Source organism: Chloroflexota bacterium, from assembly GCA_026710945.1.
Taxonomy (GTDB): Bacteria; Chloroflexota; UBA11872; order VXOZ01; family VXOZ01; genus VXOZ01.
On the sequence record JAPOQA010000054.1, the window covers coordinates 37,813 to 60,382 of the forward strand.

The window sequence follows — 22,570 nt, forward strand, 5'->3', positions numbered from 1 at the left end:
AGTCTATGTGGGCACAGACTCGCTCAGCAAGGCACGCACGAAGCGCTGGCTGTCAAAAGCATCCATGTCATTCAATTGCTCACCCGTGCCGACCAATTTGATAGGTAGCTGCAACTCGCGAGCGATGCCGAATACGCTCCCGCCCCGCGCCGTACTGTCTAGCTTGGTAAGGACAACTCCGGTGACTTGGACGGACTCACAAAAGATCTTCGCCTGATTGAGCACGTTTTGACCCGTTATCGCGTCGATGACGAGCAAGGTCTCAACTGCGGCAGCGCCAACGCGGTTTGTGGCGATGCGCTGTACCTTGCGCAGTTCGTCCATGAGGTTGGCCTTTGTGTGGAGACGGCCTGCAGTATCCACGATGAGATGGGAAACATTGCGCGAAGTGGCAGAGTCGATGGCGTCGAATACGACGGCGCCTGGGTCTGATCCCGGTTGCTGCGCAATGACAGGCACATCTATACGCTCTGCCCACACACGGAGTTGATCGATGGCAGCAGCGCGAAACGTGTCCGCCGCCGCCAGCATGCACGTGTGGCCCTGCTCTTTCAGCCAATTGGCAAGTTTCGCCGTCATCGTGGTCTTGCCAGAGCCATTCACGCCGACCATCAATATCACGGTGAGCGGTTGGCCGGAAATGACTTGTGCAGAATCGGGGCCAAGGTGTGCGACGAGAAGCTCCTCGATGAGGCCGTGGGCCTCCGCTGCCGAGTCCAATTGAGTCTGCGCAATCGTCTCGCGCGCGCTCTCGACGAGCTCCCCTGCCAGGTAGGGTCCGACATCAGCCATGATGAGCGTATCTTCCAGTTCTTCCCAGAAGTCTTCATCAAGCCGTACGCCGGGTCGAAAGAGATCCCGCAGCGCCGAAAAGGCGCCACCGCGACTCTTTGCAACACTTTCTTCGAGCGATGTCCCACCAAAAAGCTGCTTGAATTGCTTCACAGAGTTGCTTTCTCTCTAGATTTTGCAATCGAATGCTGAGGGGTTCTCTACGGTCTGCGCAGATTCCAACATGCCCGAGGAACGCTCGGTACGCTCAGCGGGATCGATGAGGCTTGTACGAAGACTTCACTGCGTGAGATAGACCCCGACCTCCGCCAGTGAGATGTAATCGGTACTTCCATAGTTACTGAGGATCACGAGCTTTATATACCAAGTGGGCCGGGTCTCGTAGGTAAATCGCTGCAGGAGAGGGCTATCAGCCAGGGTGAAGGTGCCAACCTCTTCCCAAGGCCCCTCTGCTGATTCAGTGCTTACAAATACGCGGAATTCCCGCACCCACGTTTCGGGCGGGCTCTGTTCGCTGGTTTGAAGCGTTAACGTATTGGAGAATGCCTGACCGCCGGCAAGGACTTGCCGCTCGATGGCAAAGACGAGTTCCTGGGGCAGGCTTGCGGTCTCAGAGCGCCAGTCCGGCACTCTCGAATCTGCCCACCCATCGACGAGCCGCTTTGCGACGTGATCGTCAGTTTCCCGTTCGCTGGTGGCGGCTACAACCTCTCCTCCAACGATCGTCTCAACGAGGTTGAGCCCCTCTGTCGTCTGCAGCGTACCGCGGAAGGCGCGTGCCACTCGCGCGGCTTCTTCCGGTTCCAGCGTAACGGAGGCAAGCTGTCTGCCGAAGAAAGCGCCGACTACCACAATCAAGAGGAGGAACGAGAGCGTAACCACGACAGAGGCGCGGCTGGGCGCAAAGTCCATGAGCTTCTGGCGCAGGGGACGTTGGCGGCGCGCCTGGATGGCATCGACCTCAGTAGCGCAATGATTGCAAAGGTCTCGCTTGCCCCGTGCTGTCAAGCACTCATTGCAAAACACGGTGCCACAGCGATCGCACCGATCGGTGGTCTTGCGATGCGGGTGGTTGTAGCACGTGTACTGCTCACGCAGGAGAATCCTTGCCATAGCAACTGTCCAGGAACGCAATGCCGAGGGTGCCCGTGTCTGCGCCGTATGCCAGGTGCGCTATCCGATAGGTGCAACGGACAACACTAGCGAACGGGGCGCGGCTCCCGCTCAGCATCGGTGACTCGTTCGTTTACGTAGACATCCCCATTGCGAATTTTCAAATTGAAGAAACAGTCCGGATTTGTGCATACCCAGGCTTTGAACATCACAGATGCCCCTTGTCCGCCGAAGTCGGAAAACGGCACCAGTACGCCCGTATGACATTTCTGGCACTGGGGAAAGTTGACCATTGTTTCCATCGGTTCTCTCTTCCTGCATCTTCAGCCGCCTAGCCGGTACATCCTTGCGAGGTAGAAGTCGGCTGAGATCCTCATTCATTATACCATTGGGCATTCAGGCACTACTACGGCAGGCAGCGCCGCCAGCGCGAGGGCGCATGCTGCCATGCTTGGGTCATGGCTGTCCGATGAGAATACGTCTCAGCAGCGGCACGCCACGAGGTCGTGAAATTCTCCGGCGGCGGCAACCGCGCACGCCTTAAATGAACAAGGAGTCTGCAGGGCCTGCGGGTTAGATGTGTACCGTGCGGCCACCGTCTACGACAAAGCCGGCGCCGGTAATGTATGAGGCGTCGTCCGAGGCCAGGAACGTCACGGTATTGGCAATGTCGCGCCCCTCACCCACACGCCGCAACGGGGTCTTCTGCATGGATTGGGCGGTACCCTCTTCAAATGTGAGGCCGTCTTCCGCCAGGTTCTCCCGCATCATGTCAGTGTCTATCGCGCCGGGCAGTACACAATTGACTCGAATCTTTTCATCGCCAAACTCAGTTGCCATCGCTTTTGTAAGCGCCACTACCGCGCCCTTGGTGGCGGTGTACGCCGTGGTGCGTGCCGTGGTGGCGATGGCCCGCACGGAAGCGATGTTCACGATGGCGCCGCCCCCATGCCCGATCATCACGGGTACACAGTACTTGCTGCACAGAAAAATCGCCGTCAGGTTGACGGCAAGCACCTGATTCCACTGTGCCAACGTCGTTTCGAGGAGCGGCGTGTAGAGCCCAATGCCGGCATTGTTGACGAGGATGTCGATCCGGCCAAAGTGATCGCGCGCCGTCCGGGCCAAGCGTTCTGTATCCGCTTCACTGGAAACGTCAACCTGCACGCCAATGGCCGCGCCGCCCGCAGCACTAATGTCACTTGCGACCGCCCCTGCGGTACCACCATCGAGGTCGGCCACGACGACCGAGGCTCCTGCCTCCGAGAGCCGCTCCGCCGTGGCCCGGCCGATACCCCGGCCTCCGCCGGTTACTATTGCCACCCGGTCGGTTAGTTGCATCAATATCCTCTCTCCAAGAATCGGACAGTGCCACTTCTAGCGTTTTCAGTCGAATCATTGATCAATGCCATTAGTCCTGTATAACCCTTGCGAGACCTGCAGCAATCATCGTGTATTCTACACGTACCGCTCTTTTGGATTCTTCCTCTTCGATACGCTCATTGCGACGCCTCTTGGAGTTTCGCATTTGCGATTGCCGCATTCTCTTGATGCGCTCCTCAGTGACATCATTGAGTTGGCGCCGGAGATTTCTAATGAGTGAACTGAAATGTCGATCCAGGCTGGTAATGCGCTCATCGATCAGGGCGTCGTTGTCTTGCCTTTCAGACACTTCTTTGTCGTGCCTAACTCTCGCTGCGTAGTTGTCAGCCGCATCCTGGAGTTGGGAGAACCTGCCCTCGTCAATTGCGACTTCTGGCTGTCCTTTGCCTTGCTCAGTTGTCAATTCCTTCAAGAACACGCCGGATTGAAAAGGTCGTGGGTCAGGGTCATCTGTGGGGACAAGTATAGGGATCAGAGTGCATTGAGGAGTAGCCGAGTGTATATCAAACCGGTAAATAAAAAAAGCGTAGTCGCCATTGGGCGTCTCAGAAGTTCGTTCAATCCAGTTTGTGATCATGGGGATACCGCGACTACCAGACTTCCCAAAATAAGCCAGCGCAGCCTGCGCCAACGGATGGTGTAAGGTCACGAACTCAATGTTTCTTCTTTTGGCCGTCTCAGCATCGAATGTCAGAGTCACGAGACGAGGTTCAGACTGCAGTCGACTCAGGAATTGCTCACTCAAGGGCTTGTTTCTTTGGCTTGCCCGCGCACTGTTCACAAAGTAGTCGGCCAGTTCATTTCTAGGGTAAAGGTTGAACGAGTCACCGTCTTCCCTCTGAACGAGATGCACGGTTGGTAGCGCGTCTGCGAGGAATGTCTCCACCAAAGCACGTACTTCCTGAACAGACACGAAACGACCGGAAGATCGTATCTCCTCCATGTCGCGTTGAAGCAAGAAGTCCTGCCCAAGGAATAGGCCTTGCTCTCTTTCAAATGCCTCTTGCTCTTGCCGGTGTCGCTCCAGGACGCGTACCGCTTCTTCAACTTTCCGCGTCTCTTCTTCTGCGGTTAGCCGTGCCAAGAAGACGTCGCGTGACAACTTTCTTACTTCCTCGCCCAGAATAGGCTCTAAGTCGCCAATTGAGGATTCGAATAGCCCTATTCGATTGTATAAGCGCTCAAATATTCGTGTCTCGATCGTATCCTCAATTACCAGATTGTAAATCCTGATGCGCTTGTGTTGTTGTCCGAATCGATCTAGCCGGCCGATTCGCTGCTCGACTCGCATGGGATTCCACGGTAAGTCATAGTTGAACATTGCGCCGCAAAACTCGAAGTCCAGACCCTCGGCACCGACTTCTGTAGAAACCATAATTCTTATGTCGCCGCTATCCCGGAACTCGTCAATTCGGCGTTGCCGTTCTTCTAAAGAGATTTGGCCGTGGATAGTCTCTACGACGAATCCTTCTCGGTTTAATCTGTCGAATAAGTACTGTGCCGTGCCACGGAAGAACGAAAACACCAGCACCTTACATTTCGGATCATCTTCGAACAAAAGACTGAGTGCCTCTTTAAATCTCTCGTACTTGGTGTCCTCGTTTGCTAAGTTATTGCAAAGTCTAAGTAGTTTGATTACTTGCCGGCGATCAGCATCAGAGAGTTTGCGCGTAGAAACATCTTCTTCACTGATGTCTGGATCTGTCATTTCTAAGTTCAGTTCAATAATGGAAGTCGTAAGTGACCGCTCAAAGTGTCCCTTTAGCACCTGAATGCAACTTGCTGCTTGTCGTTCGCGCATGATCACTGTAAAAGTCGAGACTTCGCCGGTGTCTTTTCGCTGGGAATGCTGCCACCGAACGAAGTCATCAACGGCATCGTAAAACTGCCTTTCTTCAGAGTTGAGCTTGACTTTAATGGTAAAGGGGCTGCGTTTGGCAGTATCGTCAAGTACGTCTCTTTTCCTAGTACGATTGAACACCCTTGCCAGTGAGTGGAGTTCTAGCAAGTCACTTTCAACGCTTACTATCTCTTCGTTACTTGGAGCGCGCTTTCGCCCAAGGGTTTTGATAACTCTGCGGTACCTGGGGTTTCTAGGATAGTTCTTCCCAAACAGGGTGGATTCTACTGCTCTTAGCTCACGCAACGCCTTTGAGAATCTGCCTTGAGAGACTAGACGAGACGTCTGGTTGATGTACATGTTCGGACGAAGTCTCTCTTCGAAGTCCTCGAATCGTTCAAATTCACCGGCGTCAATGAGTCGCATTAGATTGAACAAGTTCTCATTGCTTGTTTGCAGTGGAGTTGCTGATAGTAGTACGAGAGCGTGCGATCGCCCGGCTACTGTGTTGGCAAGTGCAAAGGACTTTCTCGCCGGGTTCCTCAGGTGGTGAGCTTCGTCAATGACTACCAAATCAAAATCCACAGCCTGTTCATTGAGTTTTTCCCGAAACTCATCTCTGCGGAGCATCTCAAGCGAGCAAATCCCGCGCAGCCTAACTGCATCTCCCAATTCATGCTGGTCATGCAAGAATCGTCTGAAGGATTGGGCATCCAGTATGTCGAATTCCTCATCAAATCGAGATAGAAGCTCCCGACGCCACTTTTCTCGAAGCCCGGCCGGGCAAATCACTAAGACTCGCTTCAAATCACGACGCGCAGACATCTCTCTGTAAATGAGCGCGGCTTCGATCGTCTTACCTAATCCGACCTCGTCCGCTATCAAAATGCGTTGATTCGGCGACTTGAGAAATCGCAATACTGGTTTGAACTGGTAGGGGTAATACTCAATGCGCGATGCGTCCAATGAATACAAGGTGTCAGACAGCGGGGAGCTAGCCTTGAGCAGTATGAACTCACGCAAAAAGACCTTGTGCGGCAGAAACTCCAAGACCGGTCGATCTGGGACCAGATCTAGTTCGCGCTCGCTCAATGTTGGTTCATCAATCGCACTGAAGAATACTCTATAGTCAAACCCTTCAGGAATACGAATTGGTTCTCTGACAATGAGCCCTTCACGCGCAGGTTCTCCCTTTACCCGCACCTTGTCTCCAGGTTTGAAGAGCGGATTCTTTCCCTCTGATTGAGGTTGGGGCTTTGGAGCGGGCAATTGATGTAGTTTCTGATTGCCTTTTGTTCTTGCCGTGCTCTGCTTAGCCCACACGGGTCGGCAAGTGACACACGCTTCTATCCGTATGCCGTGCTTACAAAGCTCATCTGTATCCAAGTATCACCAGTCCTCAGTCCTCTCCTGCGTGTGTTCAGGCCTGTTCCTAGCGAAACGTTAGGCTAGCCCACTCCGCTGCACTCTTCACTGCGCTATCCGGATTGCTGCGACTCCGCGCAATATGGCCTTCTTCTTTACGCAGGGTAGGCTGCCGCGCATCTTGATAGCGCCAGTCGAAACTCCAACGGATTTCTTTGCTAAGGTTCGGCTGGCCCCGGTGGAAGAGGAGGTTCTGAAAGAGCACAACGTCCCCGGGATCGAGTTCGACATCCACAGCCGATTCCACGTAGGGGTCCAGGGATTCACGCGCGATTTCCAAGTAGTATTCGCGGCTTTCGTGGGGCACGGCGCCAAGCTTATGGGTGCCCGGCACAAACTGCATACAGCCGTTTGCCGCGCGGGCGGGAACCAGCGGCGTCCAGACATTCACCATCCGCTGCAACTCCACGCTCCCTACATCCTCTGCGACTTGCTCCGTGTAGCCGCCGTCCTGGTGCCAGAGGACTTCAGTCCCTTTCCAATCGGGGAATTTGGGGCGGGCGGTGTAGTTTGGATAGAGGCGAACTTCCGGCCCAATGAAGACTTCAACGACATCGAGCAGGGCCGGGTTGAAGAAGAGGTCGAAAAGCCCGGATAAGTGCAACTCCCTGCGAAACGACTTCGGGGCGTCGTCCAGGTGTTCTTCGTAGAGGCGGAAGAAGCGTGTTTCAAATGGCTCTGCGCGCATTGGACTGGCGATTTTGCCGGCTGCCACAAGCTGCTGGGCTCGCTGTTCCACTAACTCTTCCATTGCAGAGCGCGCTTGAGCTACGACATTGGAATCGAGAAAGCCCTTGAGCTTCACATAGCCCTGGTCGTCGAACTGTTGGCGCAGGTCGTTTCGATTCATTGGATCTTCCCCGCTACTCAGTTACAAAGGTCGGCGTTTCCACGCCGGTAATTGAGGTTCTTGCAGTCATCTTGTCAGGTGCATAGTAGCATAGTGACCGCAAGTCCCGGCTTCTTGGCGTTTAATCGGGAAGCCCGCTCCCCAAGCTATAAGAGCAACTTGCGCATCTGACTAGCGCTGTTGCTAGAAGGCGCATCGTACTTCGGCTATACTTGACACGATGCACAACTCCCGGACTTTGAATCGCTTATCGAGTTAACTGGGCACGTAGAGTTCGTGGCTTGTGTAAGGTGTTCGTTTCGTTTGCATTGGAGAGGTAAGTGGAGAACATGCGTAAGATCGGCATAGTGGATTTCGATACGTCCCACGTGGTGCAGTTCACGAAGCGGCTCAACCACATAGACATCGATGAGGATCAATGGGTGGACGGCGGAACCGTCGTCATGGGATTCCCGGGAGAGTCGCGGGTTTCGCCTGAGCGAGTCCCTGGATACACGGAAGAGCTCAGAGAAATGGGCGTGCAGATTGTCGATAGTCCGTCGGAGTTGATAGGCGCCGTTGATGCGGTGTTTATCGAATCCAATGAGGGCGGCGTCCATCTTGGACACGCCAAGCCCTTCCTGGAGGCCGGTCTGCCGCTCTTCATCGACAAGCCCTATGCCGCTACCACGGCGCAGGCCCGCGCCATCGCCGACTTGGCGGCACAGCACGGCGTGCCCATCTTTTCCGCCTCCTCACTGCGCTATACGGAAACAGTGATGGAAGTCCAAGCATCGCTGGCGGGGGAGGGCGGCGCGGTGGGGGCATTTGTGCATAGTCCGGGCTCCGAACACTACGCAAACCCAGGACTGCTCAATTACGGCATTCACGGCGTTGAGGTGCTCTATTCCCTGATGGGGCCCGGTTGCCAAGAGGTGTGGGCCGCTCGCACCGACGGCGCGGATCATGTGACGGGGCGTTGGGATGGCGGCCGCTTGGGTACTGTCCGCGCGATCCGGAGTGGGAGCGCCGGCTATGGGTTGACGGTATATTCTGAGAAGCAGACCGTTACCACCAGTATCGACGCCAGCAACAACTACCGGAATCTCTTGCGGGAGATCATGAAAATGCTCGAAAGCGGCACTCCGCCGCTGGCAATCGAAGAGACCATTGAAATAATTTCGTTCATCGAAGCTGCGTATCGGTCCAGTCAGAATGGCGGCGCGGCAACAAGGCTGGAAACAGCATCATAGACTGCTGGGGCTGAGATCGTCCTTGTTCCTTCTGCCGCTTCCGGCTGGATTACTAAGGGGACTGCCGCATGGCCTAGCGTCACCGAGAAGCTATGGCGCGATTTGCTGAAAGGAGATTGAGTGTAACGGCACTCAATCTCCTTCTTGTCTTCCCTGGGAGACATTCGCACATCCCTTGTTAGTGGCGCTGAGTCGTTTCGCCACCGAGAGGGAGTGCCGGAGCTTGTCCCTTACGCGATACGGGACGACGGTGTGGCCTCGTCCATTTCACCAAATGCCGCGTGGTCTCTCGAGTTACATTACCGTTTGAAGAGGGTGAATAGTCTACTCAGCTTCTCAGTCAAGCAAAAGGTCTTGACGCCCCTAAGCACAAATGTCAATATGTGCCTACATGGCAAGTATTCACATGGCACTGATTTAAAGGTGCTACCATGGAATGAGGCAAATGCATATGAAGATTTAAGACTATTCGAGGAGCCAGAGGTGGCAGAGCGCGTCTTACTCTATACCGGCAAAGGAGGGGTAGGCAAAACCACGTGTGCTGCCGCCACCGCGTTGCGGTGCGCAGAGCTCGGCTACCGCACGGTTGTCCTCAGCACGGATTCCGCGCACAGCCTGGGTGATTCTCTGGACATCGAGCTGGGGCCGGAACCCAAGAAGATTGCACCAAATCTATGGGCGCAGGAGACTGATGTCTACTACAACTTGCGCAAACATTGGGGCACCGTACAGGCTTGGCTGAGCGCACTCTTGGCATGGCGCGGCATAGATGAGACGCTCGCCGAGGAAATGGCAATTCTGCCCGGCATGGAGGAGTTGTCGAGCCTGCTCTGGGTGAATATGCACCATGAGTCAAATGAGTTCGACGCCGTGGTAGTTGACTGCGCGCCTACCGCCGAGACACTGCGACTGCTGGCTTTTCCGGAGGATGCCCGCTGGTGGCTGGAGCGCATTCTGCCCCTTAAACGGCGTGTGGCACGGGTAGTGAATCCAGTCCTTGAATCGGTTTTGGGGGTCCCCACGCCAGGCAGTGAGGTCTTCAATCAGGCTGAAGACCTGGTGCGGCAGTTGGGAAGGCTGCGCGACCTCTTGGCCGATCGGCAACGTGCTTCGGTGCGCTTGGTATTGAATCCGGAGCGTATGGTAATCCGCGAGGCGCAGCGGACGCTTACCTACCTGACTCTCTACGGTTACGGCACTGACCTCGTCATCTGCAACCGAGTGCTGCCGGATAGCGTGCAGGATTCCTACTTCACGGCGTGGCATGAGGCCCAGAAGAAGCATTTGCAGTTCATCCATGAGGCTTTCTCACCGCTGCCGACACGGCGGGTGCCCCTCTTTGCTCAAGAGGCCGTGGGACTTGAGATGTTGAAGCAGACGGCATCCGTGCTCTTTGCGGAAGACGACCCGCTAAAGCTCTACTATGACGGACAAAGCCATACCGTACAGCGGGAAGACGGGGGCTATATCTTGGACATTGATTTACCCTTTGGACAGAAAGGGAACATCGACGTGGTGAAGAGGGGAGATGAACTCACAGTGCGCATAGGCGTGTATCGCCGCAACATTGTGCTTCCCACAGTCCTTGCCCGGCTCTCTCCAGGCACGGCACGGCTAGAGGACCGAACCTTGCGTATTCCCTTTGCTGACCATGTGGAAACCGCAGTTTAGCACCCTGTCAAGCTCGCTCCGGCAGCTCTCGACTTGGAGTGACGAAGGGTCAGTGTGACGAAAAGTCGGCGAGAAGGCACATGAGAAAGGCGGCGATCATTTCATCGTCGAGGTGGACTTGCAGATCGTTCCCTTCAGAGTAAATTGTATTGAAAGGTCTTAACGAGCGCGTGGCAGCATGTGCTCACTTGCAGCCAAAGATTAAGGAGACAGCACATGGATCTTGAGTTAAATGGTAAAACAGCTATCGTGTCCGCGGGAAGCAAGGGTCTTGGCAAGGCAATCGCCCTGGGCTTGGCCAAGGAAGGGGCGCGGGTTGCAATCTGTTCACGCAGTCCGGACAACCTTTCGCAGGCAGCCCAGGAAATTCAAGCCGTAGCCGAATTTGAGGTGCTGGCCGTTCCCGTAGACGTAATGAAACCCGATGCAATTGAGAATTTCGTTAACACTATCGTGCAGCGGCAGGGCAAGATCGACATTCTGGTGAATAATGCCGGCGGTCCGCCGGTGGGTACATTTGCAGACTTCGAAGACGAGGACTGGGAAAACGCATTCAATCTTACATTCATGAGCGTCGTACGCTTTGTACGCGCAGTGCTGCCTCATATGCGAAAAACCGATGGTGGGAGGATCATCAATGTCACCTCAACCTCGGTAAAACAACCCCTGGAAAACCTCTTGCTTTCAAATTCAATTCGTCCTGCCGTCATCGGCTTAGCCAAGTCTCTAGCGAATGAATTGGCGGCTGACGGCATACTTGTAAACAACATCTGCCCCGGCAGCATCTATACAGACCGGATCAAGGACAATGTGGCCGCCCAGGTGAAGGCGACCGGCCAGTCCGAAGAAAGCATCATGCAAGAGTATGAGGCCAAGATTCCCCTGAGTCGTCTGGGAACACCGGTGGAGCTGGCGGATCTGGCGGTTTTTCTGGCGTCCCCGCGGGCAAGCTACATAACCGGGGCTACCCTTCAGGTAGACGGCGGGCTCGTTCGCTCCATCATGTAGCGACCGGCCGCACAGGGCATCTTAGGTAGCCGGAATCCCGGCGCGCTGGGGTAGCGCCACTCCAATGATGTCCTGAATGCTCGCCAACCCTTCTCTCGCGCCGTAGTCTCTCAGTCCTGCAATGATATCCAAGGGCGCACGATGGTTGTAGAAGTTCGCCGTGCCGACTTGAACGGCTGTCGCTCCCGCCATGAGGAACATGAGGGCATCATCGGTGGTACCGATACCGCCAATTCCAATAATTGGTATGTCTACCAGAGGCGCGACGGCGTAGACGAGGCGGAGTGCAATGCTGCGCACCGCCGGGCCGGATAGACCACCGGTTGTCGTAGCCAGCGCGGGACGCTTCTGCTCTACGTCGATGGCAAGTCCGGTTACGGTATTCATGATTGCCAAAGCATGCGCTCCGGCATCGGCTACGGCGGCGGCAACCGGCCGTATGTCCGTAATATTCGGCGTCAGTTTGACGATCAAGGGTAGGGAAGAGCGCTCGCTGACGGCTTGCGTAAGCGCGCCGGCCATGGTCGGTTCGGTGCCGAAGTCGAGACCGTGGGCAACGTTCGGGCACGATATATTGAGTTCGAGTGCGGCGATTCCCGGCACGCCGTCCAACATTTCGGCAATGGTAACGTACTCTTCCAATGAGGCTCCCGCCACATTGGCAATTACCGGCACATCCCATTTCTCCCAGAGCGGCGCCTTTTCGCGGATCAATGCCTCTACGCCGATATTCTGCAAGCCGATGGCATTCAGCATGCCGCCCGGCACCTCTACGATGCGGGGCATAGAATTGCCGCTACGCGGCTTCAGCGTGACAGCTTTGGCAGAAATGGCGCCGAGGCGGTTCACGTCGTAGATGGGCGCGTACTCCGTGCCGTAGCCAAACGTGCCGGAGGCCGTAATCACGGGATTCTTGAGTATGAGTCCTGTCGGGTGGCGGGGCGCAATGTTCACTTCCAATTGCGGCATCATAACCTGCCTGACAGTGCGAACTCTCGAGGGTGGAAGTAGCCCGCGGAAAGTGGGTCTCGCTGTATCTACTCCCGCTGTCCCTGGCGCGAAATACGGGCTGGTGCACGGCGCACTCACTGTACCATATGACAAGCATGGGGTATACTGGTAGCACATATGATCCTCGCCGCTGCCTGCCCTTGACCAGGGGATAGGAAGCACGCAATTCAAGCGCATGGCGAGAGAATTCGCTTCATATATTGAGAGAACAAGCTGTTGAAGAGGAAGAGAAAATGAAAGCTGACATTCATCCAACCTATCACGAGCAAGCATCAATCGTATGCAGTTGCGGCAACACGTTCACAACCGGATCAACTGCGGAGTCGCTGCGCGTCGACCTCTGTTCGAAGTGTCACCCCTTTTACACCGGCCAGCAGAAACTGGTAGATACGGAGGGTCAAGTTGACCGCTTCATGCAGAGGATGAGACGTTCGAAGCGGCTACAGAAGTAGCGTTGGCCGTTTCCCTGCACGCACGATCTAAAGTCTCGCTCTTGTGCTGACGTTGCAGAGTGTTGTCAAGAGTCTTGGCCCTGTAGAAGGTGAGATGTGTGTACTCAAGACGGGAGTAACTGCCAAGTGAGGTTGGTTGTAGCGTTGGATGGATAGGCGCCACCCGGTTTGGGAAGTATGGCACGGTCCCTTTACGGCGGACAAGCGGTTTTGGAAGGTGTGATGATGCGCGGTCATCGCCACGTGGCGGTGGCCGTTCGGCATCCTGAGGGGCACATCGTGACGTGCGCCGAGGCCCTTCCCCAGCGACTTTACGGAGGAAGGACAAGCAAGATTCCGTTTGTGCGAGGCATGGCCCTACTGTGGGACGCTTTGGCGTTGGGCACCCGGGCGCTTTCGTTTTCTGCTCAGGTGGCAGAGGCCGACGAGCGTGATGAGGACGAACCGGAGCACTTACCTTCCGCCGCCTCAGTGCGCGTGCCTATGCTCAATTCCTTGGCGTTAGGAATTGGTCTCTTCTTCGTCATGCCGATGATTGTCGCCGGCTTTATGCACGGTCTGATTGGAAGTGCCGTAGGAACCAATCTCATCGAGGGACTGATACGGCTTCTCACGTTCATTGGCTATCTATGGCTCATTGGAAATTCACCGAAGATCGCGCGGGTATTTGCATACCACGGTGCCGAACACAAAGCTGTCCACGCGCAGGAACAGGGCATTGAGTTGAAGCCTGAATCCGTGCAGACCTGCTCCACTGCCCATCCACGCTGCGGCACGGCCCTGCTACTGGTAGTGGTAGCATTGAGTGTGATCTTGTTTGCGTCCTTGGGGCATCCGCCATTGTGGCTGCGAGTGCTCTCTCGTATACTGCTGGTCCCGCTACTCATCGGTGTCTCTTACGAGTGGCTGCGCTTTTCGGCAACTCACTTTCAGCAGCTTCTTGTGCGCGCGCTCGTGTGGCCCGGTCTGCTCATGCAGTCTCTGACAACACGTGAGCCGGATGGCGATCAAGTTGCAGTTGCCATTGCCGCCTTGCAGGCTGTGATGGCGGCAGATGAGCGGGCGCGAAACGAATCTTTGCATGCAGCGAGTAGTGCGTGAGGTATTGTAACGAACGATGTTAGAAAAACTAGCCGAAATCGAAGCGCGCTATCAGGAACTCAATCTGCTCATGGCCGAGCATAGCAGCAACATTCCTCAAATCACTGCATTCGCCAAGGAACAGGCCTCTTTGGAAAAGGTAGTTGTCCTCTATAACAACCTCCGGCGGGTGGATAGAGAAATCAGCGGTGCTGAAGAATTGTTGGCTGAAGAGGATGACGACGAGCTCCTGGAGATGGCGCGGCTCGAAATACAGCAACTTGAGACGGAAAAAGAGTCGCTCATGGAGCGGACCCGGGCTGCCTTGGTGCCGAAAGATCCAAACGACGACCGCAATGTCATCATGGAGATTCGTGCCGGCACGGGAGGCGATGAAGCAGGGCTCTTTGCTGCCGACCTCTTTCGCCTGTATAACCTCTTTGCGGAAAAGCAGGGCTGGAAGACGGAGTTCTTGTCATCCAGTCCGACGGGCATTGGCGGTTTCAAAGAGATCATCTTTCTCGTGAAAGGGCAAGGCGCTTTTAGCCGGCTCAAATTTGAAGGCGGTGTGCACCGTGTGCAGCGCGTTCCAGTTACTGAGACGAGCGGTCGCATCCATACCTCCACTGCCACGGTCGCCGTATTGCCCGAAGCGCAGGATATCGACGTCAGCATCAGCCCGGACGATCTCTCAATCGACGTCTATCGCGCGAGCGGTCACGGCGGCCAGAGCGTGAACACTACCGACTCAGCCGTGCGCATTACCCATCTCCCCACTGGACTGGTGGTGACATGCCAGGATGAACGATCGCAGCAGCAGAACCGGATGCGTGCGTTGGCAGTCTTGCGGGCGCGCCTACTTGAATTGGAGCAGCGTAAGCAGCGGGAGGAAGAGTCTGCCATGCGTCGGAGCTTGGTTGGTACGGGAGAGCGGAGCGAGAAGATACGCACCTACAACTTTCCGCAGAACCGGCTGACCGATCATCGCATCAACCTTACCGTCTATAACCTGGACCAGTTGATGGACGGCAACGTAGAAGGCATCGTGGACGCTCTCACAACCACGAACGAGTCAGAGCGTTTGGCTGCCGCCGGCTCGAAGGGCTAAGCCATTGGAACGCCGCCGTGCTCACATCTTCAGCAACAAGATCTCCCGCATCGGGAAATGAAGCAGCCGCTGCTTCTCCGCAGGCACGCTCCCCAGGTGTGTACGCTGTCGCGACGGCGAGCAGTGGTCCCCAATCATCTTGCCTGCAGGACGTACTCCACTGGGCCTCACAGCAGCTCAAGGGGAGTGGCATTGACTCCCACGCCCGAGATGCGCGCGTACTCCTTAGGCATGTGTTGGACTGCACTGAAGTAGCCTTGGCCGGGGGAAACGTCCTATCGCTTTCGCCCGCGCAGGTGGCATCGTTTCGCGGCCATGTACAGCGCCGTCAGCAAGGTGAACCCGTTGCCTATATCGTTGGCAGGAAAGAGTTTATGGGACTGGACTTCGCCGTAGACCGGCGCGTCCTCATCCCTCGACCGGAAACGGAACTGCTGGTTGAGAAGGCGCTTGATCTGTTCGACTGCGATAGCAGCAACAGTTACCGTTTGCTCGGCCCGCCGATTTGCCACGGTATATCTCACCCGCTCATCGCCGACATTGGCACGGGCAGCGGCGCGATTGCCGTGAGTATCGCCAAGGCGCTGCCGCGAGCCACTGTTTACGCCACAGATATTTCTGCCGAAGCGCTGGCATCGGCGCGGCGGAATGGAGTTGCTCACGGGGTTTCGGACAGGCTCGTCTTGCTGCAGGGAAGTTACCTACAGGCATTGCCTGAATCTGTCCACGTCATAGTCTGCAACCCGCCCTACATCCCACGAGAAGAGGTAGCGGGCCTAGACCGCGACGTGCGGGACTACGAGCCTACCATTGCACTTGCCTGCGGCGAGGACGGCCTTGATGCCTATCGGGCCTTATTTCCTGAACTCTCAACCTATCTCCTGCCCGGTGGTCACGCGCTCTTTGAAATAGGATTCGATATGGCAGAATGCTTGACCGCGCTGGCAGCACAACACCTACCGGACGCTCGCGCAGACGTTTACCAGGATCTGGCGGGGTTTGACAGGATACTCTGTATCTCCCAAATTTCACCGAATGCCTGACGTGGCGGCAAGCGATGGCCGCTGACCGTGGCATAGACTCGGGACGCGCCCTATTGAGGAGTTTCACTCATGCGGATCACAGACGTACGCGCTATCTGTACCGCGCCGGCAGGCCTTGCGCTAGTCGTCGTCAAAGTCGAAACGAGCACGCCCGGTCTCCACGGCTTGGGCTGTGCCACGTTCAGGCAACGCCCACTGACCGTTGTAACTGCTGTCAACGACTACTTGCGCCCCTTCCTTGTCGGCAAGGACCCGTCCGCCATCGAGGACATCTGGCAGTCGGCCTACGTGAGTTCCTACTGGCGCAGCGGACCGGTGCTGAATAACGCCCTGGCGGGAGTGGATGCGGCGCTGTGGGACATAAAGGGCAAGTGCGCAAACGTGCCCCTGTACCAGCTCTTTGGCGGCAAATGCCGGGACTATGTCCCGCTCTATACCGCCGCCGGCGGCGACGATGTGCACGCGGTGGAAGAGTCCGTGCGCGGGTTTATGGAACAGGGGTACCGCTATGTTAAATGTTCAACGTCGGAGCCGGGATTGGCGAGATACAGCGCTGGCAGCAACGCCACCGGTTGGCAGCGCTCGGCCCAAGGCGAACCGGGCAGCCAAGATGGGCATGCCGTCACACCCGATGACGAAGTGCTCGGAGTGGATCATGGAGCTCTAGAGGGTGCTTGGGAGCCAACGCCGTACGTGCGGAAGGTGCCCCGTCTCTTTGAGCACCTGCGCGACCAATTAGGCGATAGTGTGGAACTGCTCCACGACGTGCACGAGCGCATTCCGCCGGTGCAGGCGCTTGGCCTGGCGAAGGCGCTAGAACCCTTCAATCTATTCTTCTTGGAGGACCCGCTGGCGCCGGAGAATAACGGCTACTTTCGCATCATGCGCCAGCAGACCACGACCCCAATTGCCATGGGCGAACTCTTTGTCAATCAGGCCGAGTATGTGCCCCTGATTCAAGAACGGCTTATCGACTTCATCAGGGTCCACATCTCCGACATTGGCGGCATTTCGGTGGCCCGCAAGCTGGCGGCTTTTTGCGAATTCTACGGCGTGCGCACGGCATGGCACGGCCCGGCAGATGTTTCTCCTGTGGGACATGCAGCCAACATGCATCTAGATTTTGCCTGCCACAACTTTGGCATTCAGGAGCAGCACGTGTTCAACCAGGCCGCACAGGACGTGTTTCCCGGTACGCCTGAGATTCGCAATGGGGCAATGTGGTCGAACGAACGACCTGGCCTCGGCGTTGAGCTCGACGAAGAGTTGGCGGCGCGTTTCCCCTTGCCGGAAATGCCGTATGGCGGTGGTTGGGCGCCCCTGCGCCGCGACGATGGCACTGTCGTTAGCCCCTAACAGTGAAAGTGGGACGCCCTGCTCCAGCAACCAAGCCGTTGGGTTGTTATTTCGAGCGCAGCGTTGAACGACGTTTGCGGAATCTAGAGTCCCTGCGGGAATCCAACAGCGAGAGACATGGCTGAAGCCTAGTCTTGCTGTTCAGTATTGGTAGTCTGCTGCTGGCCTTTCCTGTCTTATTTGACTCCGAGACTCCTCCCGTACCCCTGTTATACTGGTAAGAGTACGCCATGCGCCTGTAGCTCAGTGGACAGAGCATCGGTCTTCGGAACCGAGGGTCGGGGGTTCGAATCCCTCCAGGCGTGCCAATCCTATCGTCGAATTTCGCCGGTCTGAAGAGATCGGCTCCTCAGCGTCATGCGGACTGTCTGCTGCGGTCTAGGGCTCTCTGTCTGTGTGAAGTCGGAACAAAGGAGTAGGGGTGAGCGGCTCGAGCAACCGAATTGTCATTCGCGCGACCGACATTACCAAACGGTTTGGCGAGACCGTCGCAGTGGACGGAGTTTCTTTCGAGGTTAGCCGCGGCGAGACCTACGGCCTGCTCGGCCCGAACGGCGCGGGCAAGACTACTACCATGCGCATGGTAAGCGGATTGTCTCCTTTGACTGCAGGGGAACTGACCGTTGCAGGTATCGACGTGTCCCGGCAGGCGAGAGAAGTCCGCAACATCCTCGGTGTCGTTACCCAGGAGGACGGCCTCGATACTGATCTTGATGCCAAGAGTAACCTCATTACGTATGGCTTCATCGCTGGGCTTTCACACAGGGAAGCTGAAAAGCGAGCGGACGCCGTGCTGATGTTCTTCGATTTGACCGACAAGGCGAATGGGGAAATCGACTATCTTTCGGGTGGCATGAAGCGGCGTCTCGCAATTGCCAGGGCCTTCATGACGAACCCGCAAGTAATCGTGCTCGACGAGCCCACAACCGGCCTTGACCCGCAAGGCCGCAATCGCGTCTGGCAAGAGTTGGATACGATGAAGCAGGCAGGCGTGACTATTCTCATGTCCACGCATTACATGGATGAAGCCACAGCCTTGTGCGACCGGCTTGCCATCATGCACCACGGCAAAATCCTGGCTGAGGGCGCGCCGGACGAAGTTGTAAACAGGCACGCGGGGCCGGAGGTGGCGCAGGTACGGGTGTCTAACGGTGTACGGCAAGACGTTGTGGGCTGGATCGAAGGCGCCGGATTCGACTATCGAGAAGCCGGCGCGATAATCACCGTCACATCCCGTAACGGCGAGCGTCCTGATCTCTCCGGCCTGGAAGGTGTACGCGTCTCCTACCGGTCTTCAAATCTCGAGGACGTTTTCTTGGCCATGGCGGGCAGGAAGCTGACGGACGAGTGAACATCGCCGCTCCCAACACCTACCTCGCCGGTTTCAGGCTGCGCAGCATTACCGGTATTTGGTACCGGCACGCCCTGGTGCTCAGGCGCAACTTGCTTACATCCCTATCCTGGTATTTCGTAGAGCCATTCGTCATCCTCATGGCCATTGGCATCGGTGTTGGCACGCTGGTGGATAGTGTCGATGGTGTACCGTACGCAAAGTTCGTTACTCCCGGAGTCATCGTTGGCTCTGCCATGTTCCATGCCATTTTCGAGTGCGCTTGGGGTGGGTTCATGCGCATTCAGAAGGGTGTGTATGAAACAACGCTGACCGCGCCGGTGAGCACGCGTGAGATTGCTATGGGCGACTTAGCTTGGTCCATGACCAGGGCGGTCCTCACGGCTGTGTGCATCGGGACGGTGGCGGCGCTGTTTGGGTGGATTGACAACGTGTCCGGCGTGGGCGTCCTGCTGGCAGCGGCGCTGGTTGGCATGCAGTTTGGGGCGCTGGGCCTCATATTCGCCGCGCTCTCTCCGAACGTGCACATTCTGTCGCTGACCTTCACGGTAGTAGCAAGTCCCCTTTACTTCTTCAGCGGCGCGTTCTTCCCCATCGCCGTCATGCCGGATTGGGTAGAGCCGATAGCGTGGGCTGCGCCCCTCACCTCCTCTGTGCACTTGGCCCGGGGATTCGCGACCGGAGAATTGGGGATTTCGCACCTGTTTGCCCTACTCTATGTATTCGCTCTGACTGCCGTGCTATTCCCCATCGCTACCACGCTATTGCACCGGCGACTGGTCAAGTGAGCACCTCCCTCTAGCAATGGGGAAGAGTGGCCCGTTGGGAAGGGGAATGCGGGTGAAGGCACGAACCGTCGCATAATTTTTCCAAGGGATTTGCTTTGCGTCGGTTGCCTGATTTTCACGGAGCGCCAACAACCCGGAGAAGCTGTAAACGAAACTACACTGGCGCCGCAGCCAAAGTGCTACTGTTGAAACAATAGAGTTTTGGTATGGTGTCAGGATGCGGAGTGTGCGAAAGAGGATACGAGGCGACTGAAAGTGGCCTCGTACCGACTAGGTCCAAGTAAGTCTTGTTTCAAGAAATCACAGGCGACTTCTTGAGACTCTTCCAAGGAGGAAGAAGTATGCGTTTCTTTCGGATTCCTGCAACCAGGGCGGTGCAATGCAGGCACGGCATTCCAGCGAGGCAGGCAGGCGGAATTGTGCAAGCAAGGCTACGACCGCGAGGTTTCGTGATCGCCTTGTTGGCGCTCGTCGCGGTGCTGATCGTATCTTCGTGCGGCGTCTACACCACAGTTGAGCCTACCGAGCAGCCCGATCAAGTCGAGACAATTGACGATCACGATTATGAGACCATCGTCGCCGAACTCAAGGAGAGTGCCAAGGCATTTGAGTATGCCATCGGCACGCACGGCGGGCAGATCACGTACTCCACCATCGGCGAACCGCTGACCTTCAACCTGGCCCTTGCCAATGATTCTTCCTCATCGGGCTATTTGAGCTACCTCTTCGAGGGTCTCACCGAAACCTCCTGGCTGACCGATCAGGTTGAACCGTTGCTGGCGGATTCGTGGGAGCATTCTGCAGACGGTCTGACCTGGACTTTTCACCTGCGCAAAGACGTGAGCTGGCACGACGGGAAGCCCTTCACGGCTCACGATGTGGACTTCACCTTCAACCGCATCATCTACAACGATGACATTCCCACCACGACGCGCGCCGCTTTCACCTTCCGTTACATAGATGCAGAGAGCGGCGCATGGACGGAAGGCCGCATGACCGTGCGCGCGCTGGATGAATACACCATCGAGTGCGTACTGCCGGTCTCGTTTGCGCCGTTTCTGCGTTCTATGGGCACGGCGATCTATCCCAAGCACATCCTGGAACCCCACGTGAACGACGGCACGTTCGCTTCCCTGTGGGACATAGAGACGGACCCGCGGGAAGTCATCGGCACCGGCCCCTTCACCATCGAGCGCTATGACGACAATGAGCGCCTGATCCTGCGGCGCAATCCCAACTACTGGCTCAACGACGCCGCGGGCAACAGCCTGCCGTACTTGGATACTATCGTCTATCACATCGTGGATGGCTTGGAGACCGAGCTTGCCATGTTCAAGGCCGGTGAGACGGACGTGCACGGCGTCTTGGGCGAAGAGTACGCGGACCTGAAGCCCTTGGAAGCGGAGGGCAACTTCACCATTCACCGCCGGGGCCCGGCGTTCGGCACCACGTTCCTCGGCTTCAACCTGAACCCCGGCGCGAATGCGGAGACCGGCGCGCCCTTCGTGGCGCCGGAGAAGCTGGCCTGGTTCCAGAATACGCAGTTCCGCCAAGCCGTCGCTCACAGCATCGATAAGGACGCTATCGTCAGGGACATCCTGCACGGGCTCGGCTACCCGCAGTGGGCCTCCATCAGCCCGGCGGCCGGCGATTTTCATAATCCGGATGTGCGCCGCTATCCCTACGACATCGCCCAGGCCAACGCCATCTTGGATAGCCTCGGCTGGGTGGATACCAACGGCGACGGCATTCGCGAGGATGAAGACGGCAACACCATTGAGTTTACGCTGGTGACCAACGGCGACAACTCCGTGCGCGGGGCCGTCACGCAGCACATCGCGGACGGGATGAAGGAGATCGGCGTCAAGGCGGACTATGAGTCAATCGAGTTTGGCGATCTGGTGGCCCGGTTGACCGCTTCGTATGCGTGGGAGGCCATGGTCGTCGGCTTCTCCGGCGGCTCGGACCCCTACAGCGGCATCAGCTTCTGGCATAGCAGCGAGGCCTTCCACCTCTGGTACCCTAACCAGCCGGAACCCGCCACGGAATGGGAAGCCGAGATCGATGATCTCTATATCCGGGCCGCCCAGGAACTCGACCACGAAATGCGCGTGGAACTCTACCACTACGCCCAAGAAGTCATCGCCGAAAACCTCCCCATCATCTACACCACCCAGTCCGAACGCCTCACCGCCACCCGCAACGTGTTCGGCAATACGACACCGACGCTGTATGGGCTGTGGGATATTCGGTATCTGTACCGGTTGGATCAATAGCAGGCATCGCCTAATAGAGTTGCTTGAACCGGTCACTGGCCCTGCAGACTGAAAGGCCCCCCAAGAATTTGGGGGGCTTAGTCTACTCTTGGACAATGACTCGCACGAATACCAAATTGGATCAGATGATTGTCACCAGCTCTAATCCAAGCTGCTGAAGCGGTTGGAGAGGATTTCGTCGATGATGGCGACGGAGAAGAGCAGGGCGAAGGGGATGGCGAGCATGAGGAAGATCACGACGAGCGAGATGAAGAAGAGCACGGTGTCTGCCGTGCTGAGCGTTGACATCCACTGGATCAACATGAGTAGCTTCCTCTGGCGACGCGGGCTAGAGTAGCGGTGACTCAAGTTCAATCATCGGCATTGTCCAGAACGACACCGCTAAGTGGAGTGCAAATCTGCATCAAATGACATTGTCCCGCATTGTTGGCTAGAGTGTAGCAGAGCAGCGGACAAGGGACAATCGCTAGCAGGTGACAGGCATCTCGACGAATTTGCTGGAGTGAGTCTACCGAGGCAGCAGTTCCAAGGCGGCTAAGACGCCAATGACTACGATGGCTACGCCATAGAGATTCAATCTCATACGCAATTCTAGTTCGCGAAGGTCGGTCTTTACCGTGCCTATGTCTGTTTTGGTGGCAAGCGCCTCGTTGGAATCACCGAGGGTATCCAGTAATGTCTTTGCCTGAGAATCCGTGAATCCTCCCGCAGTAAGCGCCTCATAGGCCTTGTGTGTATCGAAAACTGCCAACGCCATGCTCCTTCATTCGGGAGGACTTCAATAGCCTAAA

At 56.5% G+C, this 22,570-nt stretch carries 20 protein-coding genes and 1 tRNA gene; 12 read left to right on the top strand and 9 right to left on the bottom strand.

Features of this window, described 5'->3' with window-relative positions:
- Positions 1-3: 3 nt before the first annotated feature.
- The 6 genes from ftsY to OXE05_10575 form a co-directional block, all read right to left on the bottom strand.
- The gene (ftsY, locus tag OXE05_10550) at positions 4-945 is read right to left on the bottom strand and encodes a signal recognition particle-docking protein FtsY (protein ID MCY4437760.1); all 942 of its coding nucleotides are present in this window, start codon (positions 943-945) and stop codon (positions 4-6) included.
- A 126-nt stretch (positions 946-1,071) separates the two neighbouring features.
- Positions 1,072-1,905, bottom strand: coding sequence for a hypothetical protein (locus tag OXE05_10555; GenBank protein MCY4437761.1), 834 nt, complete (start codon positions 1,903-1,905; stop codon positions 1,072-1,074).
- 86 nt (positions 1,906-1,991) lie between these two features.
- Positions 1,992-2,207 carry a hypothetical protein gene (locus OXE05_10560; GenBank protein ID MCY4437762.1) on the bottom strand — a complete coding sequence of 72 codons (216 nt, stop codon included), beginning with the start codon at positions 2,205-2,207 and terminating at the stop codon, positions 1,992-1,994.
- 271 nt (positions 2,208-2,478) lie between these two features.
- Positions 2,479-3,246 carry an SDR family oxidoreductase gene (locus OXE05_10565; protein MCY4437763.1) on the bottom strand — a complete coding sequence of 256 codons (768 nt, stop codon included), beginning with the start codon at positions 3,244-3,246 and terminating at the stop codon, positions 2,479-2,481.
- A gap of 70 nt (positions 3,247-3,316) precedes the next feature.
- Positions 3,317-6,514 (bottom strand): SNF2-related protein, encoded by a 3,198-nt coding sequence (locus OXE05_10570; GenBank protein ID MCY4437764.1) that lies wholly within the window; start codon positions 6,512-6,514, stop codon positions 3,317-3,319.
- Positions 6,515-6,560: 46 nt separating this feature from the next.
- Complete coding sequence (locus OXE05_10575; GenBank protein ID MCY4437765.1) at positions 6,561-7,403, bottom strand: phytanoyl-CoA dioxygenase family protein; 843 nt, start codon at positions 7,401-7,403, stop codon at positions 6,561-6,563.
- A 329-nt stretch (positions 7,404-7,732) separates the two neighbouring features.
- Between OXE05_10575 and OXE05_10580 the strand changes: the two genes are divergently transcribed.
- The 3 genes from OXE05_10580 (at position 7,733) to OXE05_10590 (ending at position 11,314) form a co-directional block, all read left to right on the top strand.
- Positions 7,733-8,635, top strand: coding sequence for a Gfo/Idh/MocA family oxidoreductase (locus tag OXE05_10580; GenBank protein ID MCY4437766.1), 903 nt, complete (start codon positions 7,733-7,735; stop codon positions 8,633-8,635).
- A 483-nt stretch (positions 8,636-9,118) separates the two neighbouring features.
- Entirely contained in the window at positions 9,119-10,306 is a 1,188-nt protein-coding gene (locus tag OXE05_10585; GenBank protein ID MCY4437767.1) for a TRC40/GET3/ArsA family transport-energizing ATPase, read from the top strand.
- Between the two features lie 216 nt (positions 10,307-10,522).
- Positions 10,523-11,314: an SDR family oxidoreductase gene (locus tag OXE05_10590; GenBank protein ID MCY4437768.1), complete on the top strand. Its 792-nt coding sequence runs from the start codon at positions 10,523-10,525 to the stop codon at positions 11,312-11,314.
- 21 nt (positions 11,315-11,335) lie between these two features.
- Here the strand turns inward: OXE05_10590 and OXE05_10595 are convergent, their stop codons facing one another.
- Positions 11,336-12,283, bottom strand: coding sequence for a dihydroorotate dehydrogenase (locus tag OXE05_10595; protein MCY4437769.1), 948 nt, complete (start codon positions 12,281-12,283; stop codon positions 11,336-11,338).
- 275 nt (positions 12,284-12,558) lie between these two features.
- On the opposite strand from OXE05_10595, the gene rpmE reads away from it, so the two are divergent.
- From rpmE to OXE05_10640, 9 genes are all read left to right on the top strand, one after another.
- Positions 12,559-12,777 carry a 50S ribosomal protein L31 gene (gene rpmE / locus OXE05_10600; GenBank protein ID MCY4437770.1) on the top strand — a complete coding sequence of 73 codons (219 nt, stop codon included), beginning with the start codon at positions 12,559-12,561 and terminating at the stop codon, positions 12,775-12,777.
- A gap of 177 nt (positions 12,778-12,954) precedes the next feature.
- A complete protein-coding gene (locus OXE05_10605) occupies positions 12,955-13,878 on the top strand; it encodes a DUF1385 domain-containing protein (GenBank protein ID MCY4437771.1) in 924 nt (307 codons plus the stop codon).
- Between the two features lie 16 nt (positions 13,879-13,894).
- Positions 13,895-14,965 (top strand): peptide chain release factor 1, encoded by a 1,071-nt coding sequence (gene prfA / locus OXE05_10610; protein MCY4437772.1) that lies wholly within the window; start codon positions 13,895-13,897, stop codon positions 14,963-14,965.
- A 98-nt stretch (positions 14,966-15,063) separates the two neighbouring features.
- Positions 15,064-16,008, top strand: coding sequence for a peptide chain release factor N(5)-glutamine methyltransferase (gene prmC, locus OXE05_10615; protein ID MCY4437773.1), 945 nt, complete (start codon positions 15,064-15,066; stop codon positions 16,006-16,008).
- Positions 16,009-16,077: 69 nt separating this feature from the next.
- Entirely contained in the window at positions 16,078-17,364 is a 1,287-nt protein-coding gene (locus OXE05_10620) for a starvation-sensing protein RspA (protein MCY4437774.1), read from the top strand.
- 232 nt (positions 17,365-17,596) lie between these two features.
- A tRNA-Arg gene (locus OXE05_10625) sits at positions 17,597-17,672 on the top strand.
- A gap of 113 nt (positions 17,673-17,785) precedes the next feature.
- Positions 17,786-18,715, top strand: coding sequence for an ABC transporter ATP-binding protein (locus tag OXE05_10630; GenBank protein ID MCY4437775.1), 930 nt, complete (start codon positions 17,786-17,788; stop codon positions 18,713-18,715).
- A complete protein-coding gene (locus tag OXE05_10635; GenBank protein ID MCY4437776.1) occupies positions 18,712-19,503 on the top strand; it encodes an ABC transporter permease in 792 nt (263 codons plus the stop codon). Before OXE05_10630 ends, OXE05_10635 begins: the two co-directional genes overlap by 4 nt.
- A gap of 341 nt (positions 19,504-19,844) precedes the next feature.
- Positions 19,845-21,779, top strand: coding sequence for an ABC transporter substrate-binding protein (locus OXE05_10640; GenBank protein MCY4437777.1), 1,935 nt, complete (start codon positions 19,845-19,847; stop codon positions 21,777-21,779).
- A gap of 141 nt (positions 21,780-21,920) precedes the next feature.
- Here the strand turns inward: OXE05_10640 and OXE05_10645 are convergent, their stop codons facing one another.
- Together OXE05_10645 and OXE05_10650 are read right to left on the bottom strand one after the other, a co-directional pair.
- Positions 21,921-22,082: a hypothetical protein gene (locus tag OXE05_10645; GenBank protein ID MCY4437778.1), complete on the bottom strand. Its 162-nt coding sequence runs from the start codon at positions 22,080-22,082 to the stop codon at positions 21,921-21,923.
- Between the two features lie 205 nt (positions 22,083-22,287).
- A complete protein-coding gene (locus OXE05_10650; protein ID MCY4437779.1) occupies positions 22,288-22,530 on the bottom strand; it encodes a DUF1640 domain-containing protein in 243 nt (80 codons plus the stop codon).
- Positions 22,531-22,570: the final 40 nt, after the last annotated feature.

Excerpts from the sequence above, each read along its gene's own strand:
- OXE05_10555 (MCY4437761.1), bottom strand. The coding sequence starts at position 1,905 with ATGGCAAGGATTCTCCTGCGTGAGCAGTACACGTGCTACAACCACCCG.
- OXE05_10560 (MCY4437762.1), bottom strand. The coding sequence starts at position 2,207 with ATGGAAACAATGGTCAACTTTCCCCAGTGCCAGAAATGTCATACGGGC.
- OXE05_10565 (MCY4437763.1), bottom strand. The coding sequence starts at position 3,246 with ATGCAACTAACCGACCGGGTGGCAATAGTAACCGGCGGAGGCCGGGGT.
- OXE05_10575 (MCY4437765.1), bottom strand. The coding sequence starts at position 7,403 with ATGAATCGAAACGACCTGCGCCAACAGTTCGACGACCAGGGCTATGTG.
- OXE05_10580 (MCY4437766.1), top strand. The coding sequence starts at position 7,733 with ATGCGTAAGATCGGCATAGTGGATTTCGATACGTCCCACGTGGTGCAG.
- OXE05_10590 (MCY4437768.1), top strand. The coding sequence starts at position 10,523 with ATGGATCTTGAGTTAAATGGTAAAACAGCTATCGTGTCCGCGGGAAGC.
- OXE05_10595 (MCY4437769.1), bottom strand. The coding sequence starts at position 12,283 with ATGCCGCAATTGGAAGTGAACATTGCGCCCCGCCACCCGACAGGACTC.
- rpmE (MCY4437770.1), top strand. The coding sequence starts at position 12,559 with ATGAAAGCTGACATTCATCCAACCTATCACGAGCAAGCATCAATCGTA.
- OXE05_10605 (MCY4437771.1), top strand. The coding sequence starts at position 12,955 with ATGGCACGGTCCCTTTACGGCGGACAAGCGGTTTTGGAAGGTGTGATG.
- prfA (MCY4437772.1), top strand. The coding sequence starts at position 13,895 with ATGTTAGAAAAACTAGCCGAAATCGAAGCGCGCTATCAGGAACTCAAT.
- OXE05_10620 (MCY4437774.1), top strand. The coding sequence starts at position 16,078 with ATGCGGATCACAGACGTACGCGCTATCTGTACCGCGCCGGCAGGCCTT.
- OXE05_10640 (MCY4437777.1), top strand. The coding sequence starts at position 19,845 with ATGCGTTTCTTTCGGATTCCTGCAACCAGGGCGGTGCAATGCAGGCAC.
- OXE05_10645 (MCY4437778.1), bottom strand. The coding sequence starts at position 22,082 with ATGTTGATCCAGTGGATGTCAACGCTCAGCACGGCAGACACCGTGCTC.